Source organism: Kitasatospora sp. Root107, assembly GCF_001424875.1.
Taxonomy (GTDB): Bacteria; Actinomycetota; Actinomycetes; order Streptomycetales; family Streptomycetaceae; genus Kitasatospora.
Window position 1 is genome coordinate 42,829 of record NZ_LMCT01000023.1, and the last position, 23,912, is coordinate 66,740.

Annotated in this window: 22 protein-coding genes, 1 tRNA gene and 1 other RNA gene; 10 read left to right on the forward strand and 14 right to left on the reverse strand. The window is 71.6% G+C overall.

Annotated features, from left to right (window positions below):
- The first annotated feature begins 204 nt into the window (after window positions 1-204).
- Both ASC99_RS20270 and ASC99_RS20275 read left to right on the forward strand, forming a co-directional pair.
- Window positions 205-945 (forward strand): ABC transporter ATP-binding protein, encoded by a 741-nt coding sequence (locus ASC99_RS20270; protein WP_235502844.1) that lies wholly within the window; start codon window positions 205-207, stop codon window positions 943-945.
- Window positions 942-3,755 (forward strand): FtsX-like permease family protein, encoded by a 2,814-nt coding sequence (locus tag ASC99_RS20275; protein WP_057234082.1) that lies wholly within the window; start codon window positions 942-944, stop codon window positions 3,753-3,755. The genes ASC99_RS20270 and ASC99_RS20275 overlap by 4 nt, the downstream gene beginning before the upstream one ends.
- 91 nt (window positions 3,756-3,846) lie before the next feature.
- Here ASC99_RS20275 and ASC99_RS20280 read toward each other — a convergent pair whose 3' ends face one another.
- Entirely contained in the window at window positions 3,847-4,116 is a 270-nt protein-coding gene (locus ASC99_RS20280; RefSeq protein ID WP_057234084.1) for a hypothetical protein, read from the reverse strand.
- A gap of 94 nt (window positions 4,117-4,210) precedes the next feature.
- Entirely contained in the window at window positions 4,211-4,636 is a 426-nt protein-coding gene (locus tag ASC99_RS20285; protein WP_057241183.1) for a hypothetical protein, read from the reverse strand.
- A 285-nt stretch (window positions 4,637-4,921) separates the two neighbouring features.
- Between ASC99_RS20285 and ASC99_RS20290 the strand changes: the two genes are divergently transcribed.
- From ASC99_RS20290 to ASC99_RS20300, 3 genes are all read left to right on the forward strand, one after another.
- Window positions 4,922-5,431 (forward strand): hypothetical protein, encoded by a 510-nt coding sequence (locus ASC99_RS20290; protein WP_057234088.1) that lies wholly within the window; start codon window positions 4,922-4,924, stop codon window positions 5,429-5,431.
- 64 nt (window positions 5,432-5,495) lie between these two features.
- On the forward strand, window positions 5,496-7,313 hold the full coding sequence (locus tag ASC99_RS20295; protein WP_082598477.1) for a prolyl oligopeptidase family serine peptidase: 1,818 nt from the start codon (window positions 5,496-5,498) through the stop codon (window positions 7,311-7,313).
- Window positions 7,310-7,564 carry a hypothetical protein gene (locus ASC99_RS20300; RefSeq protein WP_157531651.1) on the forward strand — a complete coding sequence of 85 codons (255 nt, stop codon included), beginning with the start codon at window positions 7,310-7,312 and terminating at the stop codon, window positions 7,562-7,564. The genes ASC99_RS20295 and ASC99_RS20300 overlap by 4 nt, the downstream gene beginning before the upstream one ends.
- A gap of 12 nt (window positions 7,565-7,576) precedes the next feature.
- Here the strand turns inward: ASC99_RS20300 and ASC99_RS20305 are convergent, their stop codons facing one another.
- The 10 genes from ASC99_RS20305 to ffs form a co-directional block, all read right to left on the reverse strand.
- A complete protein-coding gene (locus ASC99_RS20305) occupies window positions 7,577-8,365 on the reverse strand; it encodes an SURF1 family protein (protein ID WP_057234466.1) in 789 nt (262 codons plus the stop codon).
- A gap of 277 nt (window positions 8,366-8,642) precedes the next feature.
- Window positions 8,643-9,683, reverse strand: coding sequence for a hypothetical protein (locus tag ASC99_RS20310; RefSeq protein ID WP_057234094.1), 1,041 nt, complete (start codon window positions 9,681-9,683; stop codon window positions 8,643-8,645).
- Window positions 9,676-10,197 (reverse strand): SigE family RNA polymerase sigma factor, encoded by a 522-nt coding sequence (locus ASC99_RS20315; RefSeq protein ID WP_057234096.1) that lies wholly within the window; start codon window positions 10,195-10,197, stop codon window positions 9,676-9,678. The genes ASC99_RS20310 and ASC99_RS20315 overlap by 8 nt, the downstream gene beginning before the upstream one ends.
- A 224-nt stretch (window positions 10,198-10,421) precedes the next feature.
- On the reverse strand, window positions 10,422-11,486 hold the full coding sequence (locus ASC99_RS20320) for an aspartate-semialdehyde dehydrogenase (protein ID WP_057234098.1): 1,065 nt from the start codon (window positions 11,484-11,486) through the stop codon (window positions 10,422-10,424).
- Window positions 11,483-12,763, reverse strand: a complete 1,281-nt coding sequence (locus tag ASC99_RS20325; protein WP_057234100.1) for an aspartate kinase — start codon at window positions 12,761-12,763, stop codon at window positions 11,483-11,485. Before ASC99_RS20325 ends, ASC99_RS20320 begins: the two co-directional genes overlap by 4 nt.
- A gap of 306 nt (window positions 12,764-13,069) precedes the next feature.
- The gene (locus ASC99_RS20330) at window positions 13,070-13,759 is read right to left on the reverse strand and encodes a DUF5063 domain-containing protein (protein WP_235502842.1); all 690 of its coding nucleotides are present in this window, start codon (window positions 13,757-13,759) and stop codon (window positions 13,070-13,072) included.
- Window positions 13,752-14,351: a recombination mediator RecR gene (recR, locus tag ASC99_RS20335; protein WP_057234470.1), complete on the reverse strand. Its 600-nt coding sequence runs from the start codon at window positions 14,349-14,351 to the stop codon at window positions 13,752-13,754. The genes ASC99_RS20330 and recR overlap by 8 nt, the downstream gene beginning before the upstream one ends.
- A gap of 163 nt (window positions 14,352-14,514) precedes the next feature.
- Window positions 14,515-14,853, reverse strand: a complete 339-nt coding sequence (locus ASC99_RS20340; protein ID WP_082598478.1) for a YbaB/EbfC family nucleoid-associated protein — start codon at window positions 14,851-14,853, stop codon at window positions 14,515-14,517.
- Between the two features lie 85 nt (window positions 14,854-14,938).
- A complete protein-coding gene (locus ASC99_RS20345) occupies window positions 14,939-17,092 on the reverse strand; it encodes a DNA polymerase III subunit gamma and tau (protein ID WP_057234104.1) in 2,154 nt (717 codons plus the stop codon).
- 48 nt (window positions 17,093-17,140) lie between these two features.
- Window positions 17,141-17,237, reverse strand: an RNA gene (gene ffs / locus ASC99_RS36725) — signal recognition particle sRNA small type.
- 128 nt (window positions 17,238-17,365) lie between these two features.
- Here ffs and ASC99_RS20350 point away from each other — a divergent pair.
- Window positions 17,366-17,450, forward strand: a tRNA-Ser gene (locus ASC99_RS20350).
- Between the two features lie 107 nt (window positions 17,451-17,557).
- Here ASC99_RS20350 and ASC99_RS20355 read toward each other — a convergent pair.
- A complete protein-coding gene (locus ASC99_RS20355; RefSeq protein ID WP_057234106.1) occupies window positions 17,558-18,688 on the reverse strand; it encodes a GDSL-type esterase/lipase family protein in 1,131 nt (376 codons plus the stop codon).
- 167 nt (window positions 18,689-18,855) lie between these two features.
- On the opposite strand from ASC99_RS20355, the gene ASC99_RS20360 reads away from it, so the two are divergent.
- The gene (locus ASC99_RS20360; protein ID WP_057234108.1) at window positions 18,856-19,350 is read left to right on the forward strand and encodes a MarR family winged helix-turn-helix transcriptional regulator; all 495 of its coding nucleotides are present in this window, start codon (window positions 18,856-18,858) and stop codon (window positions 19,348-19,350) included.
- A 338-nt stretch (window positions 19,351-19,688) separates the two neighbouring features.
- Window positions 19,689-21,800 carry an MMPL family transporter gene (locus tag ASC99_RS20365; RefSeq protein ID WP_063857135.1) on the forward strand — a complete coding sequence of 704 codons (2,112 nt, stop codon included), beginning with the start codon at window positions 19,689-19,691 and terminating at the stop codon, window positions 21,798-21,800.
- A gap of 117 nt (window positions 21,801-21,917) precedes the next feature.
- Here the strand turns inward: ASC99_RS20365 and ASC99_RS20370 are convergent, their stop codons facing one another.
- A complete protein-coding gene (locus ASC99_RS20370; protein ID WP_235502841.1) occupies window positions 21,918-22,694 on the reverse strand; it encodes a hypothetical protein in 777 nt (258 codons plus the stop codon).
- A 307-nt stretch (window positions 22,695-23,001) separates the two neighbouring features.
- Between ASC99_RS20370 and ASC99_RS20375 the strand changes: the two genes are divergently transcribed.
- Together ASC99_RS20375 and ASC99_RS20380 are read left to right on the forward strand one after the other, a co-directional pair.
- The gene (locus ASC99_RS20375; RefSeq protein ID WP_082598479.1) at window positions 23,002-23,583 is read left to right on the forward strand and encodes an RNA polymerase sigma factor; all 582 of its coding nucleotides are present in this window, start codon (window positions 23,002-23,004) and stop codon (window positions 23,581-23,583) included.
- Window positions 23,580-23,912, forward strand: a complete 333-nt coding sequence (locus ASC99_RS20380) for a hypothetical protein (RefSeq protein WP_057234112.1) — start codon at window positions 23,580-23,582, stop codon at window positions 23,910-23,912. The genes ASC99_RS20375 and ASC99_RS20380 overlap by 4 nt, the downstream gene beginning before the upstream one ends.

The window sequence follows — 23,912 nt, forward strand, 5'->3', positions numbered from 1 at the left end:
CGGGCCGCCACCGCTTGTAGCGCGCCTGCATACCGGGTATACATACTCGGTATGCAGGCGCGTCGGGGTGTTCGACCGGCCGGGTCTGACAGGACAGTGACTGGGGTGCCATCCCCCGGCGGGGCCTATCGGGCCCGGCCGACGGGACGGCAGCTGTGCTGCGCCCGGTACCTCGGGTGACGGCCGACGAGAAGGAGCCGACGAGTGACAGCCACAGAGATCAGGGACACCGAAGGAGCCGTCCTGCACCTGCGGGGCGTGTCCCGGGTGCACGGCCACGGGGCGACCCGGGTGCACGCCCTGCGCGGGGTGGACCTGACGGTCCGTCCGGGGGAGTTCGTCGCGGTGATGGGCCCCAGCGGGTCGGGCAAGTCCACCCTGCTCACGCTGGCAGGGGGGCTGGACACCGCCAGCTCGGGCCAGGTCCGGGTGGAGGGACAGGACCTGGGCAAGCTGTCCAGGACCGCGCTGTCCGCGGTCCGCCGCCGGGCGATCGGCTACGTGTTCCAGGACTTCAACCTGATCCCCGCGCTGACCGCCGCCGAGAACGTCTCGCTGCCGCGCGAACTGGACGGGGTGACCAGCCGCCGGGCCCGGGCCGAGGCGCTGACCGCACTCGCCGAGACCGGCGTGGCCGAGTACGCCGACCGCTTCCCCGACCAGCTCTCCGGCGGGCAGCAGCAGCGGGTCGCGATCGCCCGGGCCCTGGTCGGCGAACGCCGGCTGGTGCTCGCCGACGAACCCACCGGCGCGCTCGACTCGGCCGCCGGGGAGACCGTACTGAGCGTGCTCCGGGCCCGCTGCGACGCCGGGGCGGCGGCCGTCATGGTGACGCACGAACCCGCCCACGCACAGTGGGCGGACCGAGTGGTGGTGCTGACCGACGGTCAGGTGGTGGAGGAGCGTCAGGGTCGCACCGACGCCGGGACGGACGAGACCCGATGAGCCTCTCCGCCTGGCGGGCCGCGCTCCGGATCGCCCGCCGTGACGCACTGCGGGCCAAGGGCCGCAGCGCCCTGATCATCGCCATGATCGCGCTGCCGGTGGTGGGTGTCACCGGCGCGGACATCGTGGCCCGCAGTACCCAGCTCTCCCCGCAGGAGCGCAGCACCCGCCTGATGGGCACCGCCGACGCGTACGTCAGCACCAGCTCGCAGCCCGGCTGGCGGCTGGTGCAGGGCACGGAGCCCACCCTGCGGAACACCTCGATCCTGTCGCAGAACGGGCCGAAGCCCACCCCCACTCCCGAGGAACAGGCCCGCAGCGCCCAGCCGTTGGAACGGCTGCTGGAACAGGCGCTGCCCGCCGAGGCCAAGCTGCTGCGGGTCGAGGCGCCCAACGGCTACCACCTGACCAGCACCACGTACGGCCAGGGCCAGGTGCAGACCTGGGGGATGGATCTGACGGACCCGCTGACGGCCGGGATCACGACGCTCCGTCAGGGCAGCCGGCCCGCCGCGCCGTTCGAGGTCGCGGCGACCACCGGCTTCCTGGCCGACTCCGGCCTGCAGGTCGGCCAGAGCACCACGCTCAAGGGCACCACCCAGCCGCTCCGGATCACTGCCGCCGTCGAGTACCCGGGCGAGCTGAGGGCGAACCGGCTGATCGGCCGCCCGGGCGAGCTGAGCGGGCTGCTCGGCGCCATCCCGGAAGAGGCCGGGCAGGCCACCGCACCCGGCGCGCGGGACTACCTGGTCTCGCTGCCCGGCCATGCCGCCTTCAGCTGGGAGGCGGTGCAGCAGGCCAACACCTACGGCTTCACGGTGGCGTCGCGGGCGGTGCTCGCCGACCCGCCGCCCGCCGCCGCCGTCAGCTCCAGCGCCAACCCCGAGGACGCGCAGGCCGCGCTCAGGACCAGGACCATCGCGGCCACCGCGATCGGTCTCGCCCTGCTGGAGATCGTGTTGCTGGCCGGTCCGGCGTTCGCGGTCGGTGCCCGCCGGTCCCGGCGGCAGCTCGGGCTGCTCGCGGCCTGCGGCGGCAACCGGGCGCACATCCGCCGGGTGGTGCTCGGCGGTGGCATCGTGCTCGGCGGCGCGGGTGCGCTGGCCGGTGTGGTGCTCGGCGGAGCCACCGCCCTGGCCGGCCGGTCCTGGCTGGAGGGCCGGTCCGGAGCGCGCTTCGGGCACTTCGCGCTGAACCCCGCCGACCTGCTGGGCATCGTGGCGATCGGTGTGGTGACCGGCCTGCTGGCCGCGGTCGTCCCGGCGGTGCAGGCCGCGCGGCAGCCGGTGGTGGCCGCGCTCACCGGCCGGGTCACCGCCCGGCCGCCCGCCAAGTGGCTCGCCGTGGCGGGCCTGCTGACCGCACTGGCCGGGGCAGCCCTCGCGCTGTCCGGAGAGCTCTCCTCCTCGGGCTCGCACTCCGTTCTGGCGGGCTCGGTGCTCGCCGAGATCGGGCTGATCGCCTGCACCCCGATGCTGATCAGCCTGTTCGGCCGGCTCGGCCGATTCCTCCCGCTCTCCCCCCGGCTCGCGCTGCGCGACTCGGCCCGCCACCGGGGACGTACCGCCCCGGCGGTCGCCGCCGTGATGGCCGCCGTCGCCGGTGCGGTCGCGGTGCTGACCTTCCAGGCCGGCGGCGACTCGGCCGCCCGGTCCGCGTACGTGGCCTCGGCCCCCTCCGGCGCCGTGGTGCTGAACGCCTACCCCGTCAGGGGGACCGACCCGGCGGCGGCCACCGCGAAGAACGCCGCCGCGCTGCGGGCCGCCGTGGAGGGCTCGGTGCCCGAGCTCGGGCAGCGCGCTGACCTGAACGTGCTCACGTACGGGGTGTGCGACGGCACGCCCGGCTCGTTCTGCGGCCGGGTACGGGTGCTCCCGGCGCCGGGGAACGACTGCCTGGCCTCGGCCGGGCTGGGCCGGCTGCCTTCCGCCACCGATCGGAGCTGCGCCGACACGGCTCCGGAGCCCGACAACATCCGGGACGTGATCAGCGGCGACGGGCCGGTCCTGCACAACCTGCTCGGGATGGACTCGCCCACCGCCACACAGGCCCTGACGAACGGTCAGGTGGTCGTAACGAACCCCGGCTACCTCCGGGACGGCAAGGTGACCCTGGAGCTCACCCGGTTCGGAGCGAGTGGCCCCGAGGGCAACCAGGTCAGCACGGTCAGCCTGCCCGGCGTGGCCGCCCCGGCCACCGCCCAGGCCGCCCGCGCGGTGCTGTCACCGGCCGCCGCCAAGGCCGCCGGGCTGGTCCCGAACGGACAGGAGTCGGTCTGGCGGCCCGCCCGCGCCCTGACCTCGGCCGAGGAGCAGCGCACCACCGGCGCCGTGCTCCAGGCCGGTCCCGGCAAGCTCGCGGTGGAACGCGGCTACCGGGCCGACTCCAGCGACGCCATCGCGCTGGGGCTCGCCATCGCCGCCTCGGCGGTGGCCATCGCCGCCGCCGCGATCGCCACCGGCCTGGCGGCCACCGACAGCCGGGGTGACCTGGCGACCCTGGCGGCCGTCGGCGCCACCCCGGGCATCCGCCGCCGGCTGTCCGCCTTCCAGTGCGCCGTGGTGGCCGCGATGGGCGCCACGATCGGGGCAGTGGCCGGGCTGGTGCCCGCCGCCGCCCTCCAGCGGGTGCAGAGCCTCGGCTTCGAGGCCCGGTTCGGCTCCTCGGGCTCGCTCCGGATCGGCAGCAACCCGCTGGTGATCCCGTGGCCCGAGCTGGCCGTGCTGGTGATCGGGCTGCCGCTGCTGGCCTGGCTGCTCGCCGCGGTCTTCACCCGCTCCCGGGTGGCGCTGACCCGGCGGACGCAGTGACCCGACGGGAGAAGTACTGACGTACGGCGGCCCTGCCGGGGAGACCCGGCGGGGCCGCACCTTTTGCAGGACGTCCAGGCCTACGCACGGTTCACGTGGTACGAGGTCGGCGTCGCAGTTCCCCGAGCCCCTGGTGGCTGATGCTCGATGCCTGGTCCGGGTGCTGCCAGAGCGCGGCCATCAGCTCGGCGATCCGGTCGGCGGTGAGCGGGCCGGTGCTCAGGGCGGCGGCGAGGGCGGGCAGCAGGTCCGGCGGGAGGGTGCGGGGGTCGCCGATCAGGACCGACTCGTCGGGGAAGGTGAGCAGGACGAGGGGAGCGCCGTCGTCGAGTTCGGCGTGGTACCAGGTGACTCTGTTCATGGGCCCCCTCCCGGCGAGACGGAATCGAACGTACACCCGATTATGGGGGCAGACGGGGACGTCGCGGAACCGCAATACCGCATGGGTCCGACAGTCAGCGTTCGCCGGCGCCTTCGGAGCCGGTCCGGGCGGCCACCAGAGCCTCGATCACGGCTCGGACCCGGGGCAGGTCGGCCGGGTCCAGCTCGGCCAGGTGCGCCACGATGGCCCGGGCGTCGGCGGGCAGGCCGGTGAGCTCGGTGGTGACGTAGTCCAGGTACTGGGCCGCGGCGGCGCGCTGGACCTGGAGCAGCGGCAGCCCGAGCCCGGCCGCGAGCGCGCGGAGCACCTGCGGCTCGGGCGCGCGGACCACCTCGTTGCGGACCAGCTTGTGCAGCCAGGTGGTGCCGGGGCGGTATCCGGTGGCCGGGTCGACGGTGGCCTCGGTCAGCCGCCGGAAGGTCACCCCGGGACGGTCGAGCGCCTCGCGCACCAGCCGGGAGAGCGCGTCGCCGGTGTCGCCGGGCGTGGTCACAGGCATCTCGTCGTCTCCCCTCACGGCAGTCGGCCCCTCGCTCCGGCCTGGGCGAGGGCGCGGGCGGTCGGCGGGCGACAGCCGCGTTCGCGAACGAGGCTAACAGCGCCGGACCTGCCGATGCTGCCACTTCCCCGGGCCCATGACCAGCCCGTTCGGTGAGGTGCCCCGCAAATCGAAAAATAATCGAATACGTGTTCGCGTTCGCGAACGCATCTAGGTAAGGTCCTGTCCGCGAGCAACGACCAGCGGTTCAGCGCAGCAGATCAGAGCAGCAGCAGGAGGCCACCCGTGTCCATGCCGACCGAGTTCTTCGGAGTCCCGATCCAGCGGAGTCGCCAGCCGGTCGCCTGCCGGGTGCAGCAACGGCCGCTCTCCGCGCTCCGCCCGCTGTTCGAATCGGTGCTCCGGGACCCGGTGATCACGGCTTTCGGCTGGTCCCAGACCGGCCCGGCCCCGGCCGAGCCCGGCGGCGCCCGGCTCCGGGTCGGGCCGCCCTGGTTCCGCACCGCGGCCGACCGGGCCGAACAGGACCTGTACGCGCTCTCGCTCGACCTCCCGCACCCCAGCCTCGGCGGCCACCGCTACGGTCCAGGCGCCACCCCGATGCGCTGGCGCCGGCTGCCGTACCAGGGGCCCGACCAGGACCGGTTCGACCGGGCCAGGCGGCTGTCCGAGGCACTGGAGTCCGGCTCCTTCGACCGGGCGCTGGCCGAGTCGTTCGGCGGACCGGCCGGCGGCGCCACGGCGGTGACGGTCTGGCGGGACCGGATCAGGGTGGTGCAGTGCGCCTTCGCCTGACCGGCCGGCCGACCGCCCGTCCCCGCCGTTCCGCCGGGCCGCAGGGATCGGGTTTGATGGGGGGATGAGCAACGAGAAGAGCCCCGTACCGGAGTGGGAACAGCGGTTCCGGGCGGCACGGGTCTCCCTGCCCGACTGGGCCGAGCAGGCCCCCGAACGCGCCCTGTACGTCTCCAACTCCACCGGCACGTACGAGATCTACGCCTGGGACCGGTCGGCCGACACCCACCGCCAGGTGACCTCCCGCCCGAACGGGACCACCGATGCCGAGCTCAGCCCGGACGGCGGGTGGATCTGGTGGTTCGACGACACCGACGGCGACGAGCTGGGCGTCTGGCGCCGCCAGCCGTTCACCGGCGGCCCCGACGAGCAGGCCGTGCCGGGCGTGCCCGCCGCGTACGACGCGGGTCTTGCACTCGGCCTGGACGGCACCGTGGTGGTCGGCACCTCGGACGACGAGAACGGCACCACCCTCTACCTGCGCCGCCCGGGCGCCACCGAGCTCGAGAAGGTCTACCAGCACGAGGAGTACGGCGGGGTCGGCGACCTCAGCCACGACTCCACCCTGCTGGCCGTCGACCACACCGAGCACGGCGACGCGATGCACTCCGCGATCCGGGTGCTCCGGCTCGCCGACGGCGCCACCGTGGCCGAGCTGGACGAGGTGACGGGCCGTCAAAAGCCCAGCGGGGTGGCCTGCCTGGGCTTCGCCCCGGCCGACGGCGACACCCGGCTGCTGATCGCCCACCAGCGCACCGGCCGCTGGGAGCCCGCCATCTGGGACGTGGCCACCGGCACCGAGACCGCGCTGGTCCTCCGCGACGACCAGGGCCGGGAGTTCCCCGGCGACCTGTCCGCGCAGTGGCGCCCCGACGCCCGCGCCCTGCTGGTCGAGCACGAGTACGAGGCGCGCAGCGAGCTGTTCTCGTACGAGCTGGCCACCGGTGAGCTGACCCGGCTGGACACCCCGCGCGGCACGGTGTCCGGCGCGACCGCCCGGCCGGACGGGACGGTGGAGTTCCTCTGGTCCTCGGCGGCCGAGCCCTCGGCGGTCCGCTCGACGGCGGGCACCGTGGTGCTGCGGGCCCCGGGCCCGGTGCCGCCGGGTTCGGTGCCGGTCGAGGACGTCTGGGTGGAGGGACCGGGCGGCCGGGTGCACGCACTCGTCCAACGCCCGTCCGGGACCGGCCCGTTCCCCACCCTGTTCGAGGTGCACGGCGGGCCGACCCACCACGACAGCGACTCCTTCGCGGCCGGCCCCGCCGCCTGGCTGGACCACGGCTTCGCGGTGGTCCGGGTCAACTACCGCGGCTCCACCGGCTACGGCCAGGCCTGGACCGACGCCCTGCACGGCCGGGTCGGCCTGATCGAGCTCGAGGACATCGGCGCCGTCCGGGACTGGGCCGTCGACTCCGGCCTGGCCGACCCGTCCCAACTGGTGCTCTCCGGCGGCTCCTGGGGCGGCTACCTCACCCTGCTCGGCCTCGGCACCCAGCCGGACAGCTGGACTCTCGGCCTGGCCGCCGTACCGGTCGCCGACTACCACGCCTCGTACCAGGACGAGATGGAGGCGCTCAAGTCGCTGGACCGCACCCTGTTCGGCGGCTCGCCCGAGGAGGTGCCCGAACTCTGGCACGCCTCCTCGCCGTTGAGCTACGTGGAGCACGTCAAGGCGCCGGTCTACCTCAGTGCCGGGGTGAACGACCCGCGCTGCCCGATCCGGCAGATCGACAACTACGTGACCCGGCTGGAACAGCTCGGCAAGGAGCACGAGGTCTACCGCTACGATGCCGGGCACGGCTCACTGGTGGTCGAGGAGCGGATCAAGCAGCTCCGACTGGAGATCGACTTCACACTGCGACACCTGGGGAGAGCACGTTGACCATCAGACGTGGGGTGGTGGCCTCCACCGCCGTACTGGCCCTGCTGCTGACCGCGGCCGGCTGTTCGTCGAGCTCGTCCGACGACTGCGACGACAACCGGTCGGCGGGCACCGTGGCCGGGACGGTCTCGCCCGTCCAGGCCCAGCTGCTGGCCAAGTCCGGCAAGGGGTCGAAGAGTTCGAAGAAGGCGAAGAGCCACAAGGGCTCCACGCACAAGGGTGCGGACAACGACGACTGCGACGACGACTGACGTCGTCGCCGTTCAGTGCGGGACCGGGTCCAGTCCGAGGGCCCGGTCCCTGGCGTTCTCCGCCTCACGGCGGGCCAGCCGGAACCACATGAAGACCACGAAGCCGCCGAAGACGAACCACTCCAGCGTGTACCCCAGGTTCTGGAACGCCCGCAGGCTCAGGCCGTTGCCCCCCTGCGGCTGCACCGTCGGTACGACGGCCAGCCCGGCCGGCACCGTGTCGGCGGCCACCCAGCCGTCGTACCCGACGTCGGGCAGTACGTTCACCAGCGCCGCCGGGCTGATCGTGCCCAGCTGTCCCTCGGGCAGGCCGCCGGCCACCGCGCCGTTGCTGCCGCTGTTCTCCGGAGCCTGCAGCCGCCCGGTGACGGTCACCTGCTCGGCACCGACCTCCGGCGCGGTCCGCCCTGCGGCCGGGCCCGGCGCCCAGCCCCGGACCACCGCCACGCAGCGGCCGTCGCCCGGGCAGAGCGGGGTGAGCACGTAGTAGCCCTGCTTCCCGTCCACCGTGCGGTTGGGAACGAGCAGTTGGTGAGCCGGGTCGTAACGACCGGTCAGGGTGACCGCGCGGCCGACCGTCTCGGTGGTGACCCTGGCCCCCGAATCCGGCAGCAGCTCGGCGAACGGGACGGCCTCGCCGCCGGTCGCCGCGTCGGCCGAACGGACCGCGTCCCGATGCCGGTTCACCTGGTCCTCGAACCGGCTGAGCTGCCAGGAACCGAGGAACAGGCAGACCACGACCGCCAGGACGGCGACCACGGTGCCGCCGAGCCAGCGCGAAGTCAGGAGAAACCGGTACACACGCACCACGGTAACCACCCCTACACCACCCCCCCGACACCAGGGCCTCCGGCGGGGGCTCGGACACTGCACCCAGGTGGCACACGCCAGGGGCTCGGGGAACTGCGACGCCCACCTCATGCAAGGTGATCCGTACATAGGTGGTCAGGCACTTTCGCAGTGACCCGAACGCCAGATCTCCTCGCCCACGCGGCGGAGCCGCAAGTCAGCAGAGCCCCGAGCCCCTAGACCGTAGATGCTCAAGCGCCTGCCAAAAGCTGAGCACCTGCAAGAAGGCTCAGCCCGTCGCCAGAGGCGAGACGTCCGGGATGCGCTCCGGACCGTTCTGGTAGACGGTGCCCGCACAGGCGTTGGCCAGGGTGGCAACCACCTTCGGCCCCCCCGGTTCCGGGGTGTGGGTGAGCGTGACGGTGGCCCGGCCGGCGGTCGGGCTGGTCGTCGGGTTCGGCGACTCGACCGGCGACGGCGAGGTCTCGGGGCCCGGGGCCTGACTCGGTCCTGCCGACCCCGACGGCCCCGCGCCGACCGCGAACGCGGCCGCCCGAACACCGCCGCCGCCGCCGTCACCACCCGGGCAGGGCGCGTCCGGCACCCAGCCGAACCGGACCTGGTACCCCGCCAGCGGCGGCAACAGCACCGGCCCACCCGCAACCGGTTCGGCCAGCCCGGTGGCCGGCCCGCCGGCCGTGTGCGCGGCCACCTTGACGGTGGCCGAGTCGGCCGCCAGCAGCCCGCCGCCGGCCAGCTCGCAGGCCCGCCCGGAGGTGTTCACCACCCGGAACCAGCCGTACACCCGGCCGTCCGCCTCGACCGCCCCCAGGTGGGAGCTGCCCTGGCCGAGGTCCGCGGGCCCGCAGCCCGGCGTCGGCGCCGTACCCGCCGGCGGCGAGCCGGGGACGCCGGCCAGCGACCCGCTGGTGGTCAGCTCGGGCACCGGACCGGACGGGGAACCGGAGGCCGTGGCGGTGATCACCGGCAGCGGCAGCGAGCTCGGCCGCCCGGCGCCGCTGCTCACCGACGGCCCCGGCGTCACCGCCGAGCGGGACGGGCCGGGCGCGAGCGGACCGTCCACCGGGCCGCCGGAGAGGTCGAGTTGCTGCACCCCGTGGATGGTCGGCAGCGCAGCCGCGGTGAGCAGCGCGACAGCCGCCACGCCCGTCCACCGGGTACGGTGCCTGGCCCGCCGCCGGGGCACCTGGTCGTGCAGCCGGCGCAGCGCCGCCGGGTCCGGCTGGACCTCGGCCACCGCCCGGTGCAGCCGCTCGCGCAGCTCCCGCACCAACGGGTCCTCCCCCGAGGGCCGTTGATCGTCAGTCATCGCTGCTCTCCATCAGCACCCGCAGCGCGGCCAGCCCACGCGAGCCGTACGCCTTCACCGAGCCGACCGAGATCCCGAGCGCGTCGGCCACCTGGGCCTCCGTCAGATCGGCGAAGTAGCGCAGCACCAGCACCTCCCGCTGACGGCGTTGCAAGCGTCGGAGCGCGGTCTTCAACTGGTCGCGCTCCAGCGCATCGTAGGCGCCTTCTTCTGCACTGGCCATGTCAGGCATCGGCTTGGGCAGCAGGCGCAGCCCCAGGATCCGGCGGCGCAGCGTGGAGCGGGACAGGTTGACCACGGTCTGCCGCAGGTAGGCGAGGGTCTTCTCGGGCTCACGGACCCGGCGCCGGGCCGCGTGCACCCTGATGAACGCCTCCTGCACCACGTCCTCGCAGGAGGCGGTGTCGTCCAGCAGCAGGGCGGCCAGCCGGAGCAGGGAGCGGTAGTGCGCCTGGTAGGTCGCGGTCAGATGGTCGACGCTGGCTCCCGCCGCGTCCGCCGCGGCGGTGCCCATCCGGCTATCGGCCGGTCGCGCCGCCACGCGCACCGTGCCCACCCGCACTGCCCCCACCACGTTCGCCACGCATGTTGGACACTTGATCCCCTGTCATGGTTGCCCCCGACTGCGGGATTATTCTCCCGCACCGGCCGGAGTGCCTCCAGTGCCCTTACGAGGGAATCTGACGGATCGTCTCCCGTTCACCCGGACTCAACCTCCACCGGATGACCACACCGGACTCAATCCAGCCGGGCGAACTCCGCCGCCACCAGCTCGGCGATCTGCACCGCGTTCAGGGCGGCGCCCTTGCGCAGGTTGTCGCCGCAGACGAAGAGGTCGAGCGCGGTGGGGTCGTCCAGCGCCACCCGAACCCGGCCGACCCAGACCGGATCCGTCCCGACGGCGTCGTTCGGGGTGGGGAACTCCCCCGCAGCCGGGTCGTCGTAGAGCACCACGCCCGGGGCGTTCTGCAGGATCTCCTGCGCGGCGGCCTGGCTCACCGCGCGCTCGAAGACCGCGTGCACGGCCAGCGAGTGGGTGGTGACCACCGGGATCCGGACGCAGGTGGCGGAGACCTTCAGGCCAGGCAGGCCGAGGATCTTCCGCGACTCGTTGCGGACCTTGAGCTCCTCGGAGGACCAGCCGCCGTCCTCCAGCGTGCCGGACCACGGCACCGCGTTCAGCGCGAGCGGCGCGGCGAACGGACCGTTGTCGCTGACCACGGCCCGCAGGTCACCGGTCTGCTCGCCGACCGGGGTGCCCGCCACCTCGGCGACCTGGGCGCGCAGGGTGTCGACCCCGCTCTGCCCGGCACCGGAGGCGGCCTGGTAGGCGGCGACCACCAGCTCGCTCAGCCCGTACTCGGAGTGCAGCGCGGCCAGCCCGCCGATCATCGTGAGGACGGTGCAGTTGGGGTTGGCGATGATGCCGCGGGGCCGGATCAGCGCCGCCGGGGCGTTCACCTCGGGCACCACCAGCGGGACGTCCTGGTCCATCCGGAACGCGCCGGAGTTGTCGACCACGACCACACCCTTGGCGGCAGCGATCGGGGCCCAGCGGGCGGCGATGTCGTCCGGTACGTCGAAGATCGCCACGTCGATCCCGGCGAACGCCTCCTCGGAGAGCTCGACCACCTCGGTCTCCACCCCACGGACCGTCAGCCGACGGCCCGCCGAACGGGACGAGGCGACCAGCCGGATCTCCCCCCAGACGTCGCGACGGACGGAGAGGAGGCCGAGCAGCACGGCTCCGACGGCGCCCGTGGCACCGACCACCGCGAGGCTCGGCCTCCTCTCCGAGGTCATCGGCCGGTACCGCCGTAGACGACCGCCTCGTCCGTGTCGCTGTCCAGACCGAAGGCGCTGTGCACGGCGCGGACCGCCTCGTTGACGTCGTCCGCCCGGGTGACCACCGAGATCCGGATCTCCGAAGTGGAGATCAGCTCGATGTTCACGCCGGCCTCGGAGAGCGCCTCGAAGAAGGTCGCGGTCACGCCCGGGTTGGAGCGCATGCCCGCGCCGACCAGCGAGATCTTGCCGATCGCGTCGTCGTAGCGGAGCGACTCGAAACCGATCCCGTCCTTGACCCGGCCGAGCGCGTCGATGGCCTTCTGGCCCTCGGTCTTCGGGCAGGTGAAGGAGATGTCGGTGAGACCGGTGGACGCCGCCGAGACGTTCTGCACCACCATGTCGATGTTGACCTCGGCATCCGCGATGGCGCGGAAGATCCGGGCGGCCTCGCCCGGCTTGTCCGGCACGCCGACGACCGTGACCTTGGCCTCGGACGTGTCGTGGGCGACTCCGGAGATGATCGCCTGCTCCATCTCGCCACCTTCGGGCTTGTTCGGATTGATGCTACTGACAATGGTCCCCGGCAGGCCGGAGAAGGACGAGCGTACGTGAATCGGGATGTTGTAGCGCCGCGCGTACTCCACACAGCGGTCAAGGAGCACCTTGGAGCCGGACGAGGCCAGCTCCAGCATGTCCTCGAAGCCGATCCAGTCGATCTTGCGGGCCTTCTTCACCACGCGTGGGTCGGCGGTGAACACGCCGTCCACGTCGGTGTAGATCTCGCAGACCTCGGCCTTCAGCGCGGCGGCCAGCGCCACCGCGGTGGTGTCCGAGCCGCCCCGGCCCAGCGTGGTGATGTCCTTGCTGACCTGGGAGACACCCTGGAAACCGGCCACGATCGCGATGTTGCCCTCGTCCAGGGCGTTCCGGATCCGGCCCGGCGTCACGTCGATGATGCGCGCCTTGTTGTGGACGGCGTCGGTGATGACGCCTGCCTGACTGCCCGTGAAGGACTGGGCCTCGTGGCCCAGCGCCCGGATCGCCATGGCCAGCAGGGCCATCGAGATCCGCTCTCCAGCGGTCAGCAGCATGTCGAACTCGCGCCCGGAGGGGATCGGGGAGACCTGCTCCGCGAGTTCGATGAGCTCGTCCGTCGTGTCGCCCATGGCGGACACCACGACGACGACCTCATGGCCGGCCTTCTTGGTGTCGACGATCCTGCGGGCTACGCGCTTGATGCCCTCGGCATCCGCAACGGATGAGCCGCCGTACTTCTGCACGACAAGGCCCACGTGCGCTCCTCGACTAGTGTCGTTTTCGGGGGACTGGTGGCCCCCGCACCCCCGGTGGAACGGGGGCGCTGCGGTCGGCGCCAGTCTAGCGAGCGGCCTGGGCCCGACCGGCGGTTTCCATATGATGAGACGCGGATATCACGAGGTGGGCAGGGGTCTGCCCGGCCGGACCGGCAGGTCTGCGGGCCGCACCCGGCCTCCCCGGAGAATTGCCGGGGAGGGGGGCGCGACACCTCGGATTTCACTCCGTCGCCCGCACGGTGACTGCTTCGTCACACCGGTGTGGCGCTGTCTGTGCGGCGCTCTTTACAGTCCGAGCTCGGCGGCCATCAAGTCGCCCGCCTGCTGCCCCAGCTGTTCGTCCGTCAGCCCGTCGTCGTCGATGTCCGCACCGTCCGCCGCCGCACCGATCGGGCTGTCCAGCCGGACGTGCGCGATCAGCGACTGCAGCGCCCGAAGCACCGCCGTACAGGTCGAACCCCAGCTGGACAGGTACGAGAACTGCCACCACCAGAGCGCCTCGCTGACCCGGCCCTCCTGGTAGTGCGTCAGACCGTGCCGCAGCTCGGCCACCACGCCCGCCAGATCGTCCGAGATCCGGAACGCGCTCGGCTTCTCCGGCGGCCCGTACGGGTCGAAGACCTCGTGGTAGACGTCGATCGGAGCGAGCAGCGCGGCCAGCCGCTCCCGCAGCTCGACCCCGTCCGGCTCCGGGCCCGCGTCCGGCTCGAACCGGTCCTCCGGCACGACGTCCTCGATCGCGCCCATCCGGCCACCGGCCAGCAGGAGCTGCGAGACCTCCAGCAGGAGCAGCGAGACCACGCTGCCCGGCTCGTCGCCCTTGGCGACCTCGGTCACCGCGAGCACGAAGCTCTCCACCGAGTCCGCGATCTGCACCGCGAAGTCGTCCGGCTCGTGCTTGTGCCCCGTGTTGCCGGGTTGGGTGCTGCTGCTGGGGTGCGTGCTGGGTTGGGTGCTGCTGGGCTGCTCAGACATCGAGAAGTCGTCTCCCTTCGAAGGCCCGTCCGAGGGTGACCTCGTCGGCGTACTCCAAGTCCCCACCGACCGGCAGGCCACTGGCCAGCCGGGTCACCTTCAGGCCCATCGGCTTGCACAGCCGGGCCAGATAGGTGGCGGTCGCCTCCCCCTCCAGGTTGGGGTCGGTGGCCAGGATCAGTTCGGTCACCGTGCCGTCCGCGAGCCTGGTCATCAGCTCGCGGATCCGCAGGTCGTCCGGGCCGATGCCTTCGATCGGGCTGATCGCGCCACCCAGCACGTGGTACCGACCGCGGAACTCACGCGTCCGCTCCACCGCCACCACGTCCTTGGGCTCCTCGACCACGCAGATCACCGCGAGGTCGCGCCGCTGGTCCAGGCAGACCCGGCACCGCTCGGCCTCCGCGACGTTGCCGCAGACCACGCAGAACCGGACCTTCTCCTTGACCTCCAGCAGCGCGTGCGCCAGCCGGCGTACGTCCACCGGGTCGGCCTGCAGCACGTGGAAGGCGATCCGCTGCGCGCTCTTGGGCCCGACGCCGGGCAGCCTGCCCAGTTCGTCGATCAGGTCCTGAACCACGCCCTCGTACAACTTCGCGCCTTCCCTCGGGCCCTGGCCGCCGGCGGTGCCGTCGGCTCCGGTGCCATCATCCAACGAATCGGGCGCCGGACACACCGTCCGACGCCCGACTCACCATAAATCTCGCTCCGTGAACGCTCCGTAAGCGCTCCGCAAGCGCTCCGCCGAAGGAGCGTCAGAACGGCAGACCGGGGATTCCGCCGCCCAGGCCCTGGGCCAGCGGGCCCATCCGCTCGGCCTGCATCTTCTGCGCCGTCGCGTTGGCGTCCCGGACGGCGGCCAGGATCAGGTCCGCCAGCGTCTCGGTGTCCTCCGGGTCGACCGCGGCCGGCGCGATGGTCAGCGCCACCAGCTCACCCGCACCGGTCACCGTCACCTCGACCAGACCGCCACCCGCCGAACCGGCGACGTGCGCCTCCGCCAGCTCGCGCTGCGCCTTGGCGAGCTCCTCCTGCATCTTCTGCGCCTGCTTCAGCAGCTGCTGCATATTGGGCTGGCCACCACCAGGGAACACGGCTCACTCCTGTACCTGTACGACTTACCTGTACTTACCTGTACGACTGCGGAAAGCTTCCGACCCGAGCCTACGTCGGCCGGACTCAGCGGTTGTGGTGAATCTCCTCCAAGACCGTGGCCCCCAGCTCACGGACGATCAGCTCCTGGCTGTTCGCCCCCTGGTCGACCTGGGTGGGCGAAGGGCCGGTGAAGCTGGCGTCGCCCTCCAGGTCGTAGTCGTCCGGCGGGTACTCGTCCGCCGGCGGGCCGTCGACCGGCGTGGGCGCGGGCGCGCGGACGGGCGCAGGCGCCTGACGCGGAGCCGAAGGCGCGGCCGCCTGCTGCGGGGGCGGGGTCGGCTGGACCTGCGGCGGCGCAGCCTGCACCGGTGCGGGGCGCGCGGGCTGCTGCTGACTCTGTTGTTGCTGCGGGGCGCCCCAGCTTGCGGTCGACGGCGGCGGGGTGGTCCCCGTCCCGCCGGCCACGCCGCCGCTGGTGCCGCCGGACGGGTCGACGATGCACTCGACCCGCCAGTCCACCCCGAGGGCGTCGGCCAGCGCCTGCTTCAGCACGTCGTCGCTGTTGCTGCCGACGAAGCTGTCGCGAGCGCCCGCGTTGATGAACGAGACCTGCAGGGTGCTGCCGTCGAAACCCGCGACCTGGCCGTTCTGGCTGAGCAGGATCCAGGTGAATCGGCGGCGGTTCTTCACCGCCTCCAGGATCTGCGGCCAGAGCTGGCGGACCTGGCCTGCGCCCTGCTGGGCGGAGACCGAAGGCTGACCGGCCGTCGGCTGCTGCTGCGGTGCCGGGGCCTGCGGCTGGACCGCAGCGGGTACGGGGGCTGGGGCGGGCGCCGGGGCCTCCTGCGCCGGCGCACCGGCGGACGGGAAGCTGCGCGCGATCGGCCACGCGCCGGGCGCAGCGGCGGGCTGACTCGGCGTCACCTCCACCGGCGGGGCGGGCTGTTGCTGGACCGGCGCGGGCATCGCCTGAGCCACCGGGGCCGGAGCCGGGCCCGGGACGGCCTGCAGCGACGGAGCCTGCTGGACGTGCTGGGCTTGCTGGGCTTGCTGGGCTTGCGGCGCCGCGAAACCACCCGCTGCCGCCCGCCGCTCCAACTTGTCCAGCCGCGCCTGCAGCGACAGCTCGTCCCCGTACGCGCCCGGCAGCATCACCCGGGCACAGATCAGCTCCAGCTGAAGCCTCGGCGCGGAGTTCCCCCGCATCTCGGTCAGCCCGGTGTTGACCAGGTCGGCCGCCCGGCTCAGATCGGCCGGACCGAACCGGTCCGCCTGGGCCTGCATGATCGCGACCCGGTCGGCCGGAGCGTCGATCAGCCCCTTCTCCCCCGCGTCCGGCACGGTCGCCAGGATCACCAGGTCACGCAGCCGCTCCAGCAGATCCGTGACGAACCGGCGCGGGTCGTGGCCACCCTCGACCACCCGGTCGACCACCTGGAACACGGTCGCCCCGTCCTGCACGGCGAACGCGTCCACCACCTCGTCCAGCAGCACCGAGTCGGTGTACCCGAGCAGCGCGGTGGCCATCGGGTACGTGACGCCACCCTCCCCCGCCCCCGCGAGCAGCTGGTCCATCACCGACATCGAGTCCCGGACCGAACCGGCCCCGGACCGGACCACCAGCGGGAACACCGAGTCCTCGACCGCGATCTGCTCCCGCTCGCAGACCTGTGCCAGGTAGTCCCGCAGCGTGCCGGGCGGCACCAGCCGGAAGGGGTAGTGGTGCGTACGGGACCGGATCGTCCCGATCACCTTCTCCGGCTCGGTCGTCGCGAAGATGAACTTGAGGTGCTCCGGCGGCTCCTCCACCACCTTCAGCAGCGCGTTGAAGCCGGCCGAGGTCACCATGTGCGCCTCGTCCAGAATGAAGATCTTGTACCGGCTGTGCACCGGCGCGAAGAAGGCCCGCTCCCGCAGATCACGCGCATCGTCCACACCACCGTGCGAGGCGGCGTCGATCTCGATCACGTCGATCGAACCGGGCCCCCCGGTCGCCAGGTCCGTACAGGACTGGCACTCACCGCACGGGGTCGGCGTCGGGCCCTGCGCACAGTTCAGACAGCGGGCCAGGATGCGCGCACTGGTCGTCTTCCCGCACCCGCGCGGGCCGCTGAAGAGGTAGGCATGGTTGACCCTGTTGTTACGCAGGGCCTGCTGGAGCGGAGCGGTCACGTGCTCCTGCCCGATGACCTCGGCGAAAGTCTCGGGGCGATAGCGGCGGTACAGGGCTAGGGACACACCCCCGACGATATCGGGACAGGCGGACAAACGCGGTCCCCCCGGAAACGCAAGGACCCCTCGTGTACCCGCCAGAGCCCTCTTACCCTTGCTGCCTTCCGGCCCTGGGGGAGTTCAGAGAGATAACGCCACACGAGGGGCTGCCCCAAGAGTAGCGGATCCGCGACCGAAGCCGTACCACCACCCCACCTCCCCGATCCGCAGGCCACCACCCCCACCCACCTGCGGATGGGTGGTCGCGAGCACCCCCGAACATGTACTAAGCTCTCCCACGGAGGATTCGCCTAGTGGCCTAGGGCGCACGCTTGGAAAGCGTGTTGGGGGCAACCCCTCACGAGTTCGAATCTCGTATCCTCCGCACCCGCCCGCCAGGGCAAACGTAAGGCCCCGACCGCCCAGCGGTCGGGGCCTTCGTCATCCCCAGCCTCATCTGCAGTCTCGATGACTCTTCCTGGTGACGTGCTGTCACAGGCGCAGGTAGGCGAGGTCGACGGCGGCGGCCATCGCGTGCGCGCCCGCGTCGTTGAGGTGGAGGTGGTCGCCGCTGTCGAGGTCGGCCCGGATGAATTCCGGAGCGTCCGGGTCCTGGACAGCCGCGGCGACGTCGACGACGGTGTCGAAGGCGGTGGAGGTGCGGATCCACGCGTTGACCTCGCGCCGCACCGAGCGGCCCTCGGGGGTGTCGATACCGGGGTAGATGGTGCCGGCGTACGGGCCCATCGTCATGCCGATGGTGGTCAGCCCGTGCGAACGCGCGCGGCCGGCAAGTGCGGTGAAGCCCGCGATCAGGTCCTCGGCGGTGGCCGGCAGCTCACCGAACATGCCCGGCAGGCCCACGTCGTTGAGGCCGAAGTGGAAGAGCACATGGGTGACGCCGGGCACCTGGAGGACGTCGCGCTCGAAGCGGGCCAGCCCGCGCAGGCCGACCTCGTCGGTCAGCAGGCGGTTGCCGCCGATGCCCTGGTTGACCACCCAGCCGCGGTCGAGCCGCCGGTTCAGCTGGTTGGGGAAGCGCTCGTTGGTGCCGGTGGAGGTGCCGACGCCTTCGAACCAGGAGTCGCCGAACGCGACGGCGATCGCGGTGCCTTCGGGGGCGAGGACGTCGATGCCGGTGACGTAGTAGCGGCCGTCGATCTCCTCGGCACCGCTGAGGTCCGCCGCGACCGCGTTGCCGGGCAGCACGTAGGCGTTCTGCGACGGGGTGTGGGCGTACGTCGCGAGGCCGGTGTCCTCGGGCAGATGGAGAGTCAGCGCCAGGTCGGTCCCGGCGGACACTGCGAGGGCGACCGGGTCGCTTTGGAGCTGCTCGCCGACGGGGATGACCACCTCGGTTGCGCCGCCGAAGCGCAGCGTGGTCTCGGTGGCGGGGTCGACGGCGCTGCCTGTGGTGCGGACTGCGAGCCGTGCCGCCTCGATGACCAGGGGTTCCTTGCCGTACTCGTTGCTGAGGAGGACGCGCAGCGCCTCGCCGCCGCCGTCGAGACGGAGGATCTGACGCAGCGTCTGGTCGTGGAATCCACGGGAGGGCTTGATCTGGATGGCCTCGTGGGGGCTGAGGACTGCGGAGCGGAAGCCTGCTACCCAGGTGGTGGTCATGATGGTGAACTCCTCGTCGTGGTGCGGGGTTGCGCGGTCGATCGGCGTCCGATGGAGCCATTTAGTTGCCGTGAGGAATATCCTCGCAGCAAGCAGATGTTCTACCGTGCGGATCTTCCGCGTGTCAACTATCCGCACAGCAAGCACTTACGGCTAGGATGAGGGGCATGGACCGATCCGATGTCTTCGACGACCCCCGCCTGACTGCGGCCGGCCTGCTCTTCGAAGCCCACGACGGGCTGATCGCGAAGCTGGCGCCGACCCTGGAGAAGGCAGGACTGTCGTCCCTGGACTTCGAGGCCTTGATGCGGTTGAGCCGTTCCCCCGGGGGGCGGTTGCGGATGACCGACCTGGCCGCCCAGTCCTTCCTGTCGACCAGCGGCGCCACGCGGGTTGTGGACCGCCTGCAGCGCGGCGGCCTGGTGAACCGGGAGTCGCGGGCCGACGACCGACGCAGCACCTACGCCGTCCTCACTGCCGAAGGCGCAGACCGACTACGCGGGGCGCTGGCCGATCACCTCGACGAGATCGAGCGCTGGTTCACAGGCCTCTTCACCCCTGAACAGCTGTGCGACCTGGTCACCAACCTGCGGACGCTCCGCGATGTCGTCCACCCGAACGCGGAGATGAACACCGCCCCGCCGCCGACCGCCACAGAGTGATCCCCCGGAGTTCACCCGGTACGGACAACCGTCACGACCCGGCCGAAGACCCCAGCTGCATCGCAGCTGGGGTCTTCGTCGTTCCGCAGTTGCAGTTCTGGTTGAAGCGCAGAACCGGCCCGCGTTTCCTTGCAGCCTGGTCCGCGGTTGCGACGGCGAGCCCTGTCGGACATCAGGGGCCACCGATGAGGCGTGGGTCACATTTTCGGGGGCGGACCTCACAATCCGGGGTCCTGAATCGCTCGTAGTCCGGAACGCATCCGCGACGGGATGCGGGATCTACACCGTTGCCGATCCCGACAACCTCTCGTACGTCGACTGAACGCTGAGGAATCAACATGATGCGAAGAATGGCTTCGTTGCCCGGTGGACGAGTGGGGAAGTGGGTCGTCCTCGCGCTCTGGGCGGTCCTGATGATCCCGGTCCTGATGCTGGCCGGCCAGCTCGGCGACGTCGAGGAGAACGACAATTCGGCTTGGCTGCCCAGTAACGCGGAGTCGACCGAGGTCGTCGCCCAGGCCGAGAACTTCCAGCGTGCCGACACCCTGCCCGCGATCGTGATCTACGACCGGCCCGAGGGCATCACCCCTGCCGACATGGCCGAGGCCCAAGCCGACACCGAAGCCTTCAAGGGCATAGAGAACGTCGTGGGACAGCCGCAGGGACCGTTGAAGGCCCAGGACGGCAAGGCCATCCAGACCGTGGTCCAGCTCCGCAAGGACAAGACGGGCTGGGAAGGGATCGGCAAGACCGTCGACGCGATGCACGAGGTCGGCGAGGAGAACGCCAACGGTCTCGGCTTCCACGTCACCGGACCGGCCGGTCACGCGTCCGACTCGATCAAGGCGTTCAGCGGAGGGGGCGCCTTGACCACGATCACCGCACTGGTGGTCGTCGTGATGCTGCTGCTCACCTACCGCAGCCCGTTGCTGCCACTGCTGCCGCTGCTGACCGTGGGCGTCGCCCTGGTCACGTCGGAGGCGGTGATCTACCTGTTGGCGAAGAACGCCGGACTCGTCGTCAACAAGCAGACCAGTTTCATCCTGACGGTGTTGGTGTTCGGCGCCGCCACCGACTACGCGCTCCTGCTCATCTCGCGGTACCGAGAGGAGTTGCTGCGGCACGAGGACCGGCACGAGGCGATGGCAGAGGCCCTGTACCGCTCCGGTCCCGCGATCATCGCCAGCGCCGCGACCGTCGCGGTCAGCCTGATGCTGCTGATGCTGGCCACGCTCAGCTCCACCCAGGGGCTCGGGCCGGCCTGTGCCGTCGGCGTCCTCGTCGGGCTGCTCGCCATGGTCACCCTGATGCCGGCCCTGCTGGTCGTCTGCGGCCGCTGGATCTTCTGGCCGGTGAAGCCGTCGTACGGATCGGCCGAGGCGGCCAAGGAAGGCATCTGGACCCGGGTCGGCACCGCCGTCTCCCGCCGACCGCGGACCGTGTGGATCGGCACCACGCTCATCCTCGGCATCATGGCGATCGGGGTGTTCGGGCTCAAGGCCGACGGTCTCTCCAACAAGGACCAGTTCACCAGCACACCGCAGATGGCTGTCGGCGAGAAGATCCAGTCCGAGCACTTCCCGGCCGGGTCGGGCGACCCGGTCTTCGTCGTGGCCAAGGCCGCCTCGGCGGAGCAGGTACGAACCGCACTGTCCGGCGTACCGGGAGTCGTCGGTGTGTCGACGCCGATGGTCAAGGACGGCGAGGCCCTCATGCTCGGGGAGCTCAAGGACGACCCCAGCAGCAAGGCCGCGATGCGCACCGTCGAGCAGGCCAGAACCGCGGTCCACAAGATCGAGGGCGCGAATGCCCAGGTCGGCGGCAGCACGGCGATCATGCTCGACACGCAGGATGCGGCCGCCCGCGACTCCAAGGTGATCATCCCCATCGTGCTGGTGGTGGTGCTCCTCATCCTCGCGCTGCTGCTGAGGGCGATCGTCGCGCCGCTGCTGCTCATGGCGACGGTGGTGCTGTCGTTCGGAGCGGCCCTCGGCGTGAGCAGTCTGATGTTCAATCACGTGTTCCACTTCGCCGGCGCGGAAGCCTCCTTCCCGCTCCTGACGTTCGTGTTCCTGGTCGCCCTGGGCATCGACTACAACATCTTCCTGGTCACCCGGGTGCGCGAAGTGGCGGTGCTGCACGGCACCCGGCGCGGCGCGCTGACGGGTCTGTCCACCACCGGGGGTGTGATCACCTCGGCGGGCCTGGTGCTGGCCGGCACCTTCGCGGCGATGGCCTCGCTTCCGCTGGTGTTCGCGGCCGAGCTCGGGTTCGCGGTGGCGTTCGGCGTGCTGCTGGACACCATGATCGTCCGCTCGGTGCTGGTCACCTCGCTGACCCTGGACGTGGGTCGATGGATGTGGTGGCCCAGCAAGCTGTTCAGGCAGCACGACGCCCCCCGGCCGTCGGCGGTCGAGCCCGACCTCGAACCCGCTCTCAAGGCCATGTGACAACCTGCCGCCACGGGTCTTCGGGCACCGGACGGAAAGCCCCCGACCGCCCAGCGGTCGGGGGCTTCGGCGTTCTGTCCCGGAGGACCGGGGTCAGTGCCGGCTGCGGGCCGGTGGTCACTGCAGGATGCCCACCGCCCGGGCCACCACCAGCAGCACGATGATCATTGAGACGGCGGCCTGGGTCATCATCAACAGCTTCACCCACAGGTTCAGCGGCATGGTGTCGGTCGGACTGAACGCGGTGGCGTTGGTGAAGGCGACATAGAGGTAGTCCCCGAAGTAGGGCTGCCAGTCGGGTGCGGCGATCCCCTGCTGCTGCATCTGCGGAAACAGGAAGTCGGGGTAGTCCTTGGTGCCCTCAGCTCGGGCCGCCGGGCCACCCCGGTCCCACTCCCAGTACCAGAGTGCGAAGGCGATCACGTTGGTCACCCACACCGCACCCGCCGTCCCGAGCAGCGCGAGCGCCCCCGACGGTCCGGTACCGTGCAGCAGTTCGCGGACCAGCTTCACCGCTGACCATCCGTTGGCCAGGCTGATCGCGGCCACCAGACTCAGGCCGAGGCCGCGGAGCGCGTACGAGCTGCGGTTGAGGCGGCGGTGCGGGTGGATGGCGGCCAGCGCGAGCAGAAGGGCGATCTCCAGGCCCGGCAGCAGCCAGTGCGGTTCGATGGTCAGCCGATCTGGGAGCACGAGCTGCAGCGCGACGGCGGTCAGGATGGCCAGGGTGACGGCCCAGCGTTCCTCGCCGTCGGTGGGCCGACGCCAGGCCGGCCGCTCGTCGGCGGATTCGAACCCGGGGTCGAGCAGTCCCTCGATCCGGTCGAAGCGACGGTGCAGCAGTTCGATCAGCTCGCGATCCGCCCCTGGGGCGGCGGCATCGTTCTCGCTCATGGCACACATTGTGGAGTGGTCGGCCTCCTGCGGTCCGAAGCCCACTCCGGCATCAGCCACCGAACCGCACACAGCCGTCGGCGATCGGTACGACAGCCCGAGGTGGAGGTGAATCCTTTCCGGGCCTCCTTGCCTCTCATCCACGTGACCGGCCGCACGGGCCGGTGGATACCCGGAGGAGAAGCACCATGGTCGTCGTCGGCATCGCAGTGATCGGCACGTTGCTCGTGGGTGCGTGCACCTGGCACTTGACGAGGCGTCGGAAGAGCCGGACCTGACGAGCGCATTCCGGATGTGAGGAGGGCACATGAACCACCGTCACCCCTGGCCGGACGAGCGGCTGATCGAAGCCGCCAGGGCCGGCGACGTCACGTCGCTCACCGCCGTCGTCATGGAGTCGCAGCCCCATGTACGCAAGTTCGCCCTGTCCCTGTGCGCCACACCGCAGGACGCCGAGGACGCGGCGCAGGAGGCGTTGATCATCCTCTACCGGAAGATCGGCACCCTGCGGGCGACCGGTGCGCTCGCCTCATGGGTGTTCCGGATCGTCCGCAACGAATGTCTTCGGCAGGTGCGGCTGCTCGTCTCCCGCGCCGACGAGGCGTCCGCCGAACCGGAGGCCGGCGCGGAGCCGTCCGCCGAGGAGGCGGTGCTGCGCAGGCTGGAAGCGGAGCGGATCGCGGCTGCGGTCGGTGCCCTGCCGCATGACCAGCGGCAGGTCCTGATCATGCGGGACGTACAGGGCCTGCCCGGCAAGGCCGTGGCCCGTTCGCTCGGTCTGAGCACGCCCGCGATGAAGTCGCGGCTGCACAGAGCCCGCGCGGCACTGCGCCACTCCTTGGCCACGACCGAGGAAATCGTCGATCCACCAGTCGCAGGAGAACGATGACCGTGACGCCCACGAAGGTTCCGCCCGCGCCCGAGACGGGTTTCGCCAGCAAGTCCGTTCCGCGTCACCTGGCGCGCGGCCTGATCGGATTCGGGCTGATCATCGGCTCGATCGCCCTGACCCCCGTCGTCGGCCCGCTCGCCTTGCTGGCGGCGCCGTTCGGCCTGATCGCGCTGCGCGGCTGCCCCGCCTGCTGGACCATCGGCCTGGTGCAGACGATCTCCCGCGGCCGTCTGCAGCGCGAGTGCGTGGACGGTGTGTGCACCCTCACCGCCGCGCGGCGGCCGGCCGTTCAGCCGGGGCACTCGACGGCCAGGGGGGTGCGCTAA

Bases quoted from the DNA above. Each gene is read 5' to 3' on its own strand.
- ASC99_RS20355 (WP_057234106.1), bottom strand. From the start codon at position 18,688: ATGACCACCACCTGGGTAGCAGGCTTCCGCTCCGCAGTCCTCAGCCCC.
- ASC99_RS20365 (WP_063857135.1), top strand. From the start codon at position 19,689: ATGATGCGAAGAATGGCTTCGTTGCCCGGTGGACGAGTGGGGAAGTGG.
- ASC99_RS20330 (WP_235502842.1), bottom strand. From the start codon at position 13,759: ATGTCTGAGCAGCCCAGCAGCACCCAACCCAGCACGCACCCCAGCAGC.
- ASC99_RS20280 (WP_057234084.1), bottom strand. From the start codon at position 4,116: ATGAACAGAGTCACCTGGTACCACGCCGAACTCGACGACGGCGCTCCC.
- ASC99_RS20380 (WP_057234112.1), top strand. From the start codon at position 23,580: ATGACCGTGACGCCCACGAAGGTTCCGCCCGCGCCCGAGACGGGTTTC.
- ASC99_RS20375 (WP_082598479.1), top strand. From the start codon at position 23,002: ATGAACCACCGTCACCCCTGGCCGGACGAGCGGCTGATCGAAGCCGCC.
- ASC99_RS20315 (WP_057234096.1), bottom strand. From the start codon at position 10,197: ATGGGCACCGCCGCGGCGGACGCGGCGGGAGCCAGCGTCGACCATCTG.
- ASC99_RS20275 (WP_057234082.1), top strand. From the start codon at position 942: ATGAGCCTCTCCGCCTGGCGGGCCGCGCTCCGGATCGCCCGCCGTGAC.
- ASC99_RS20295 (WP_082598477.1), top strand. From the start codon at position 5,496: ATGAGCAACGAGAAGAGCCCCGTACCGGAGTGGGAACAGCGGTTCCGG.
- ASC99_RS20285 (WP_057241183.1), bottom strand. From the start codon at position 4,636: ATGCCTGTGACCACGCCCGGCGACACCGGCGACGCGCTCTCCCGGCTG.
- ASC99_RS20370 (WP_235502841.1), bottom strand. From the start codon at position 22,694: ATGAGCGAGAACGATGCCGCCGCCCCAGGGGCGGATCGCGAGCTGATC.
- ASC99_RS20310 (WP_057234094.1), bottom strand. From the start codon at position 9,683: ATGACTGACGATCAACGGCCCTCGGGGGAGGACCCGTTGGTGCGGGAG.
- ASC99_RS20360 (WP_057234108.1), top strand. From the start codon at position 18,856: ATGGACCGATCCGATGTCTTCGACGACCCCCGCCTGACTGCGGCCGGC.
- ASC99_RS20320 (WP_057234098.1), bottom strand. From the start codon at position 11,486: ATGACCTCGGAGAGGAGGCCGAGCCTCGCGGTGGTCGGTGCCACGGGC.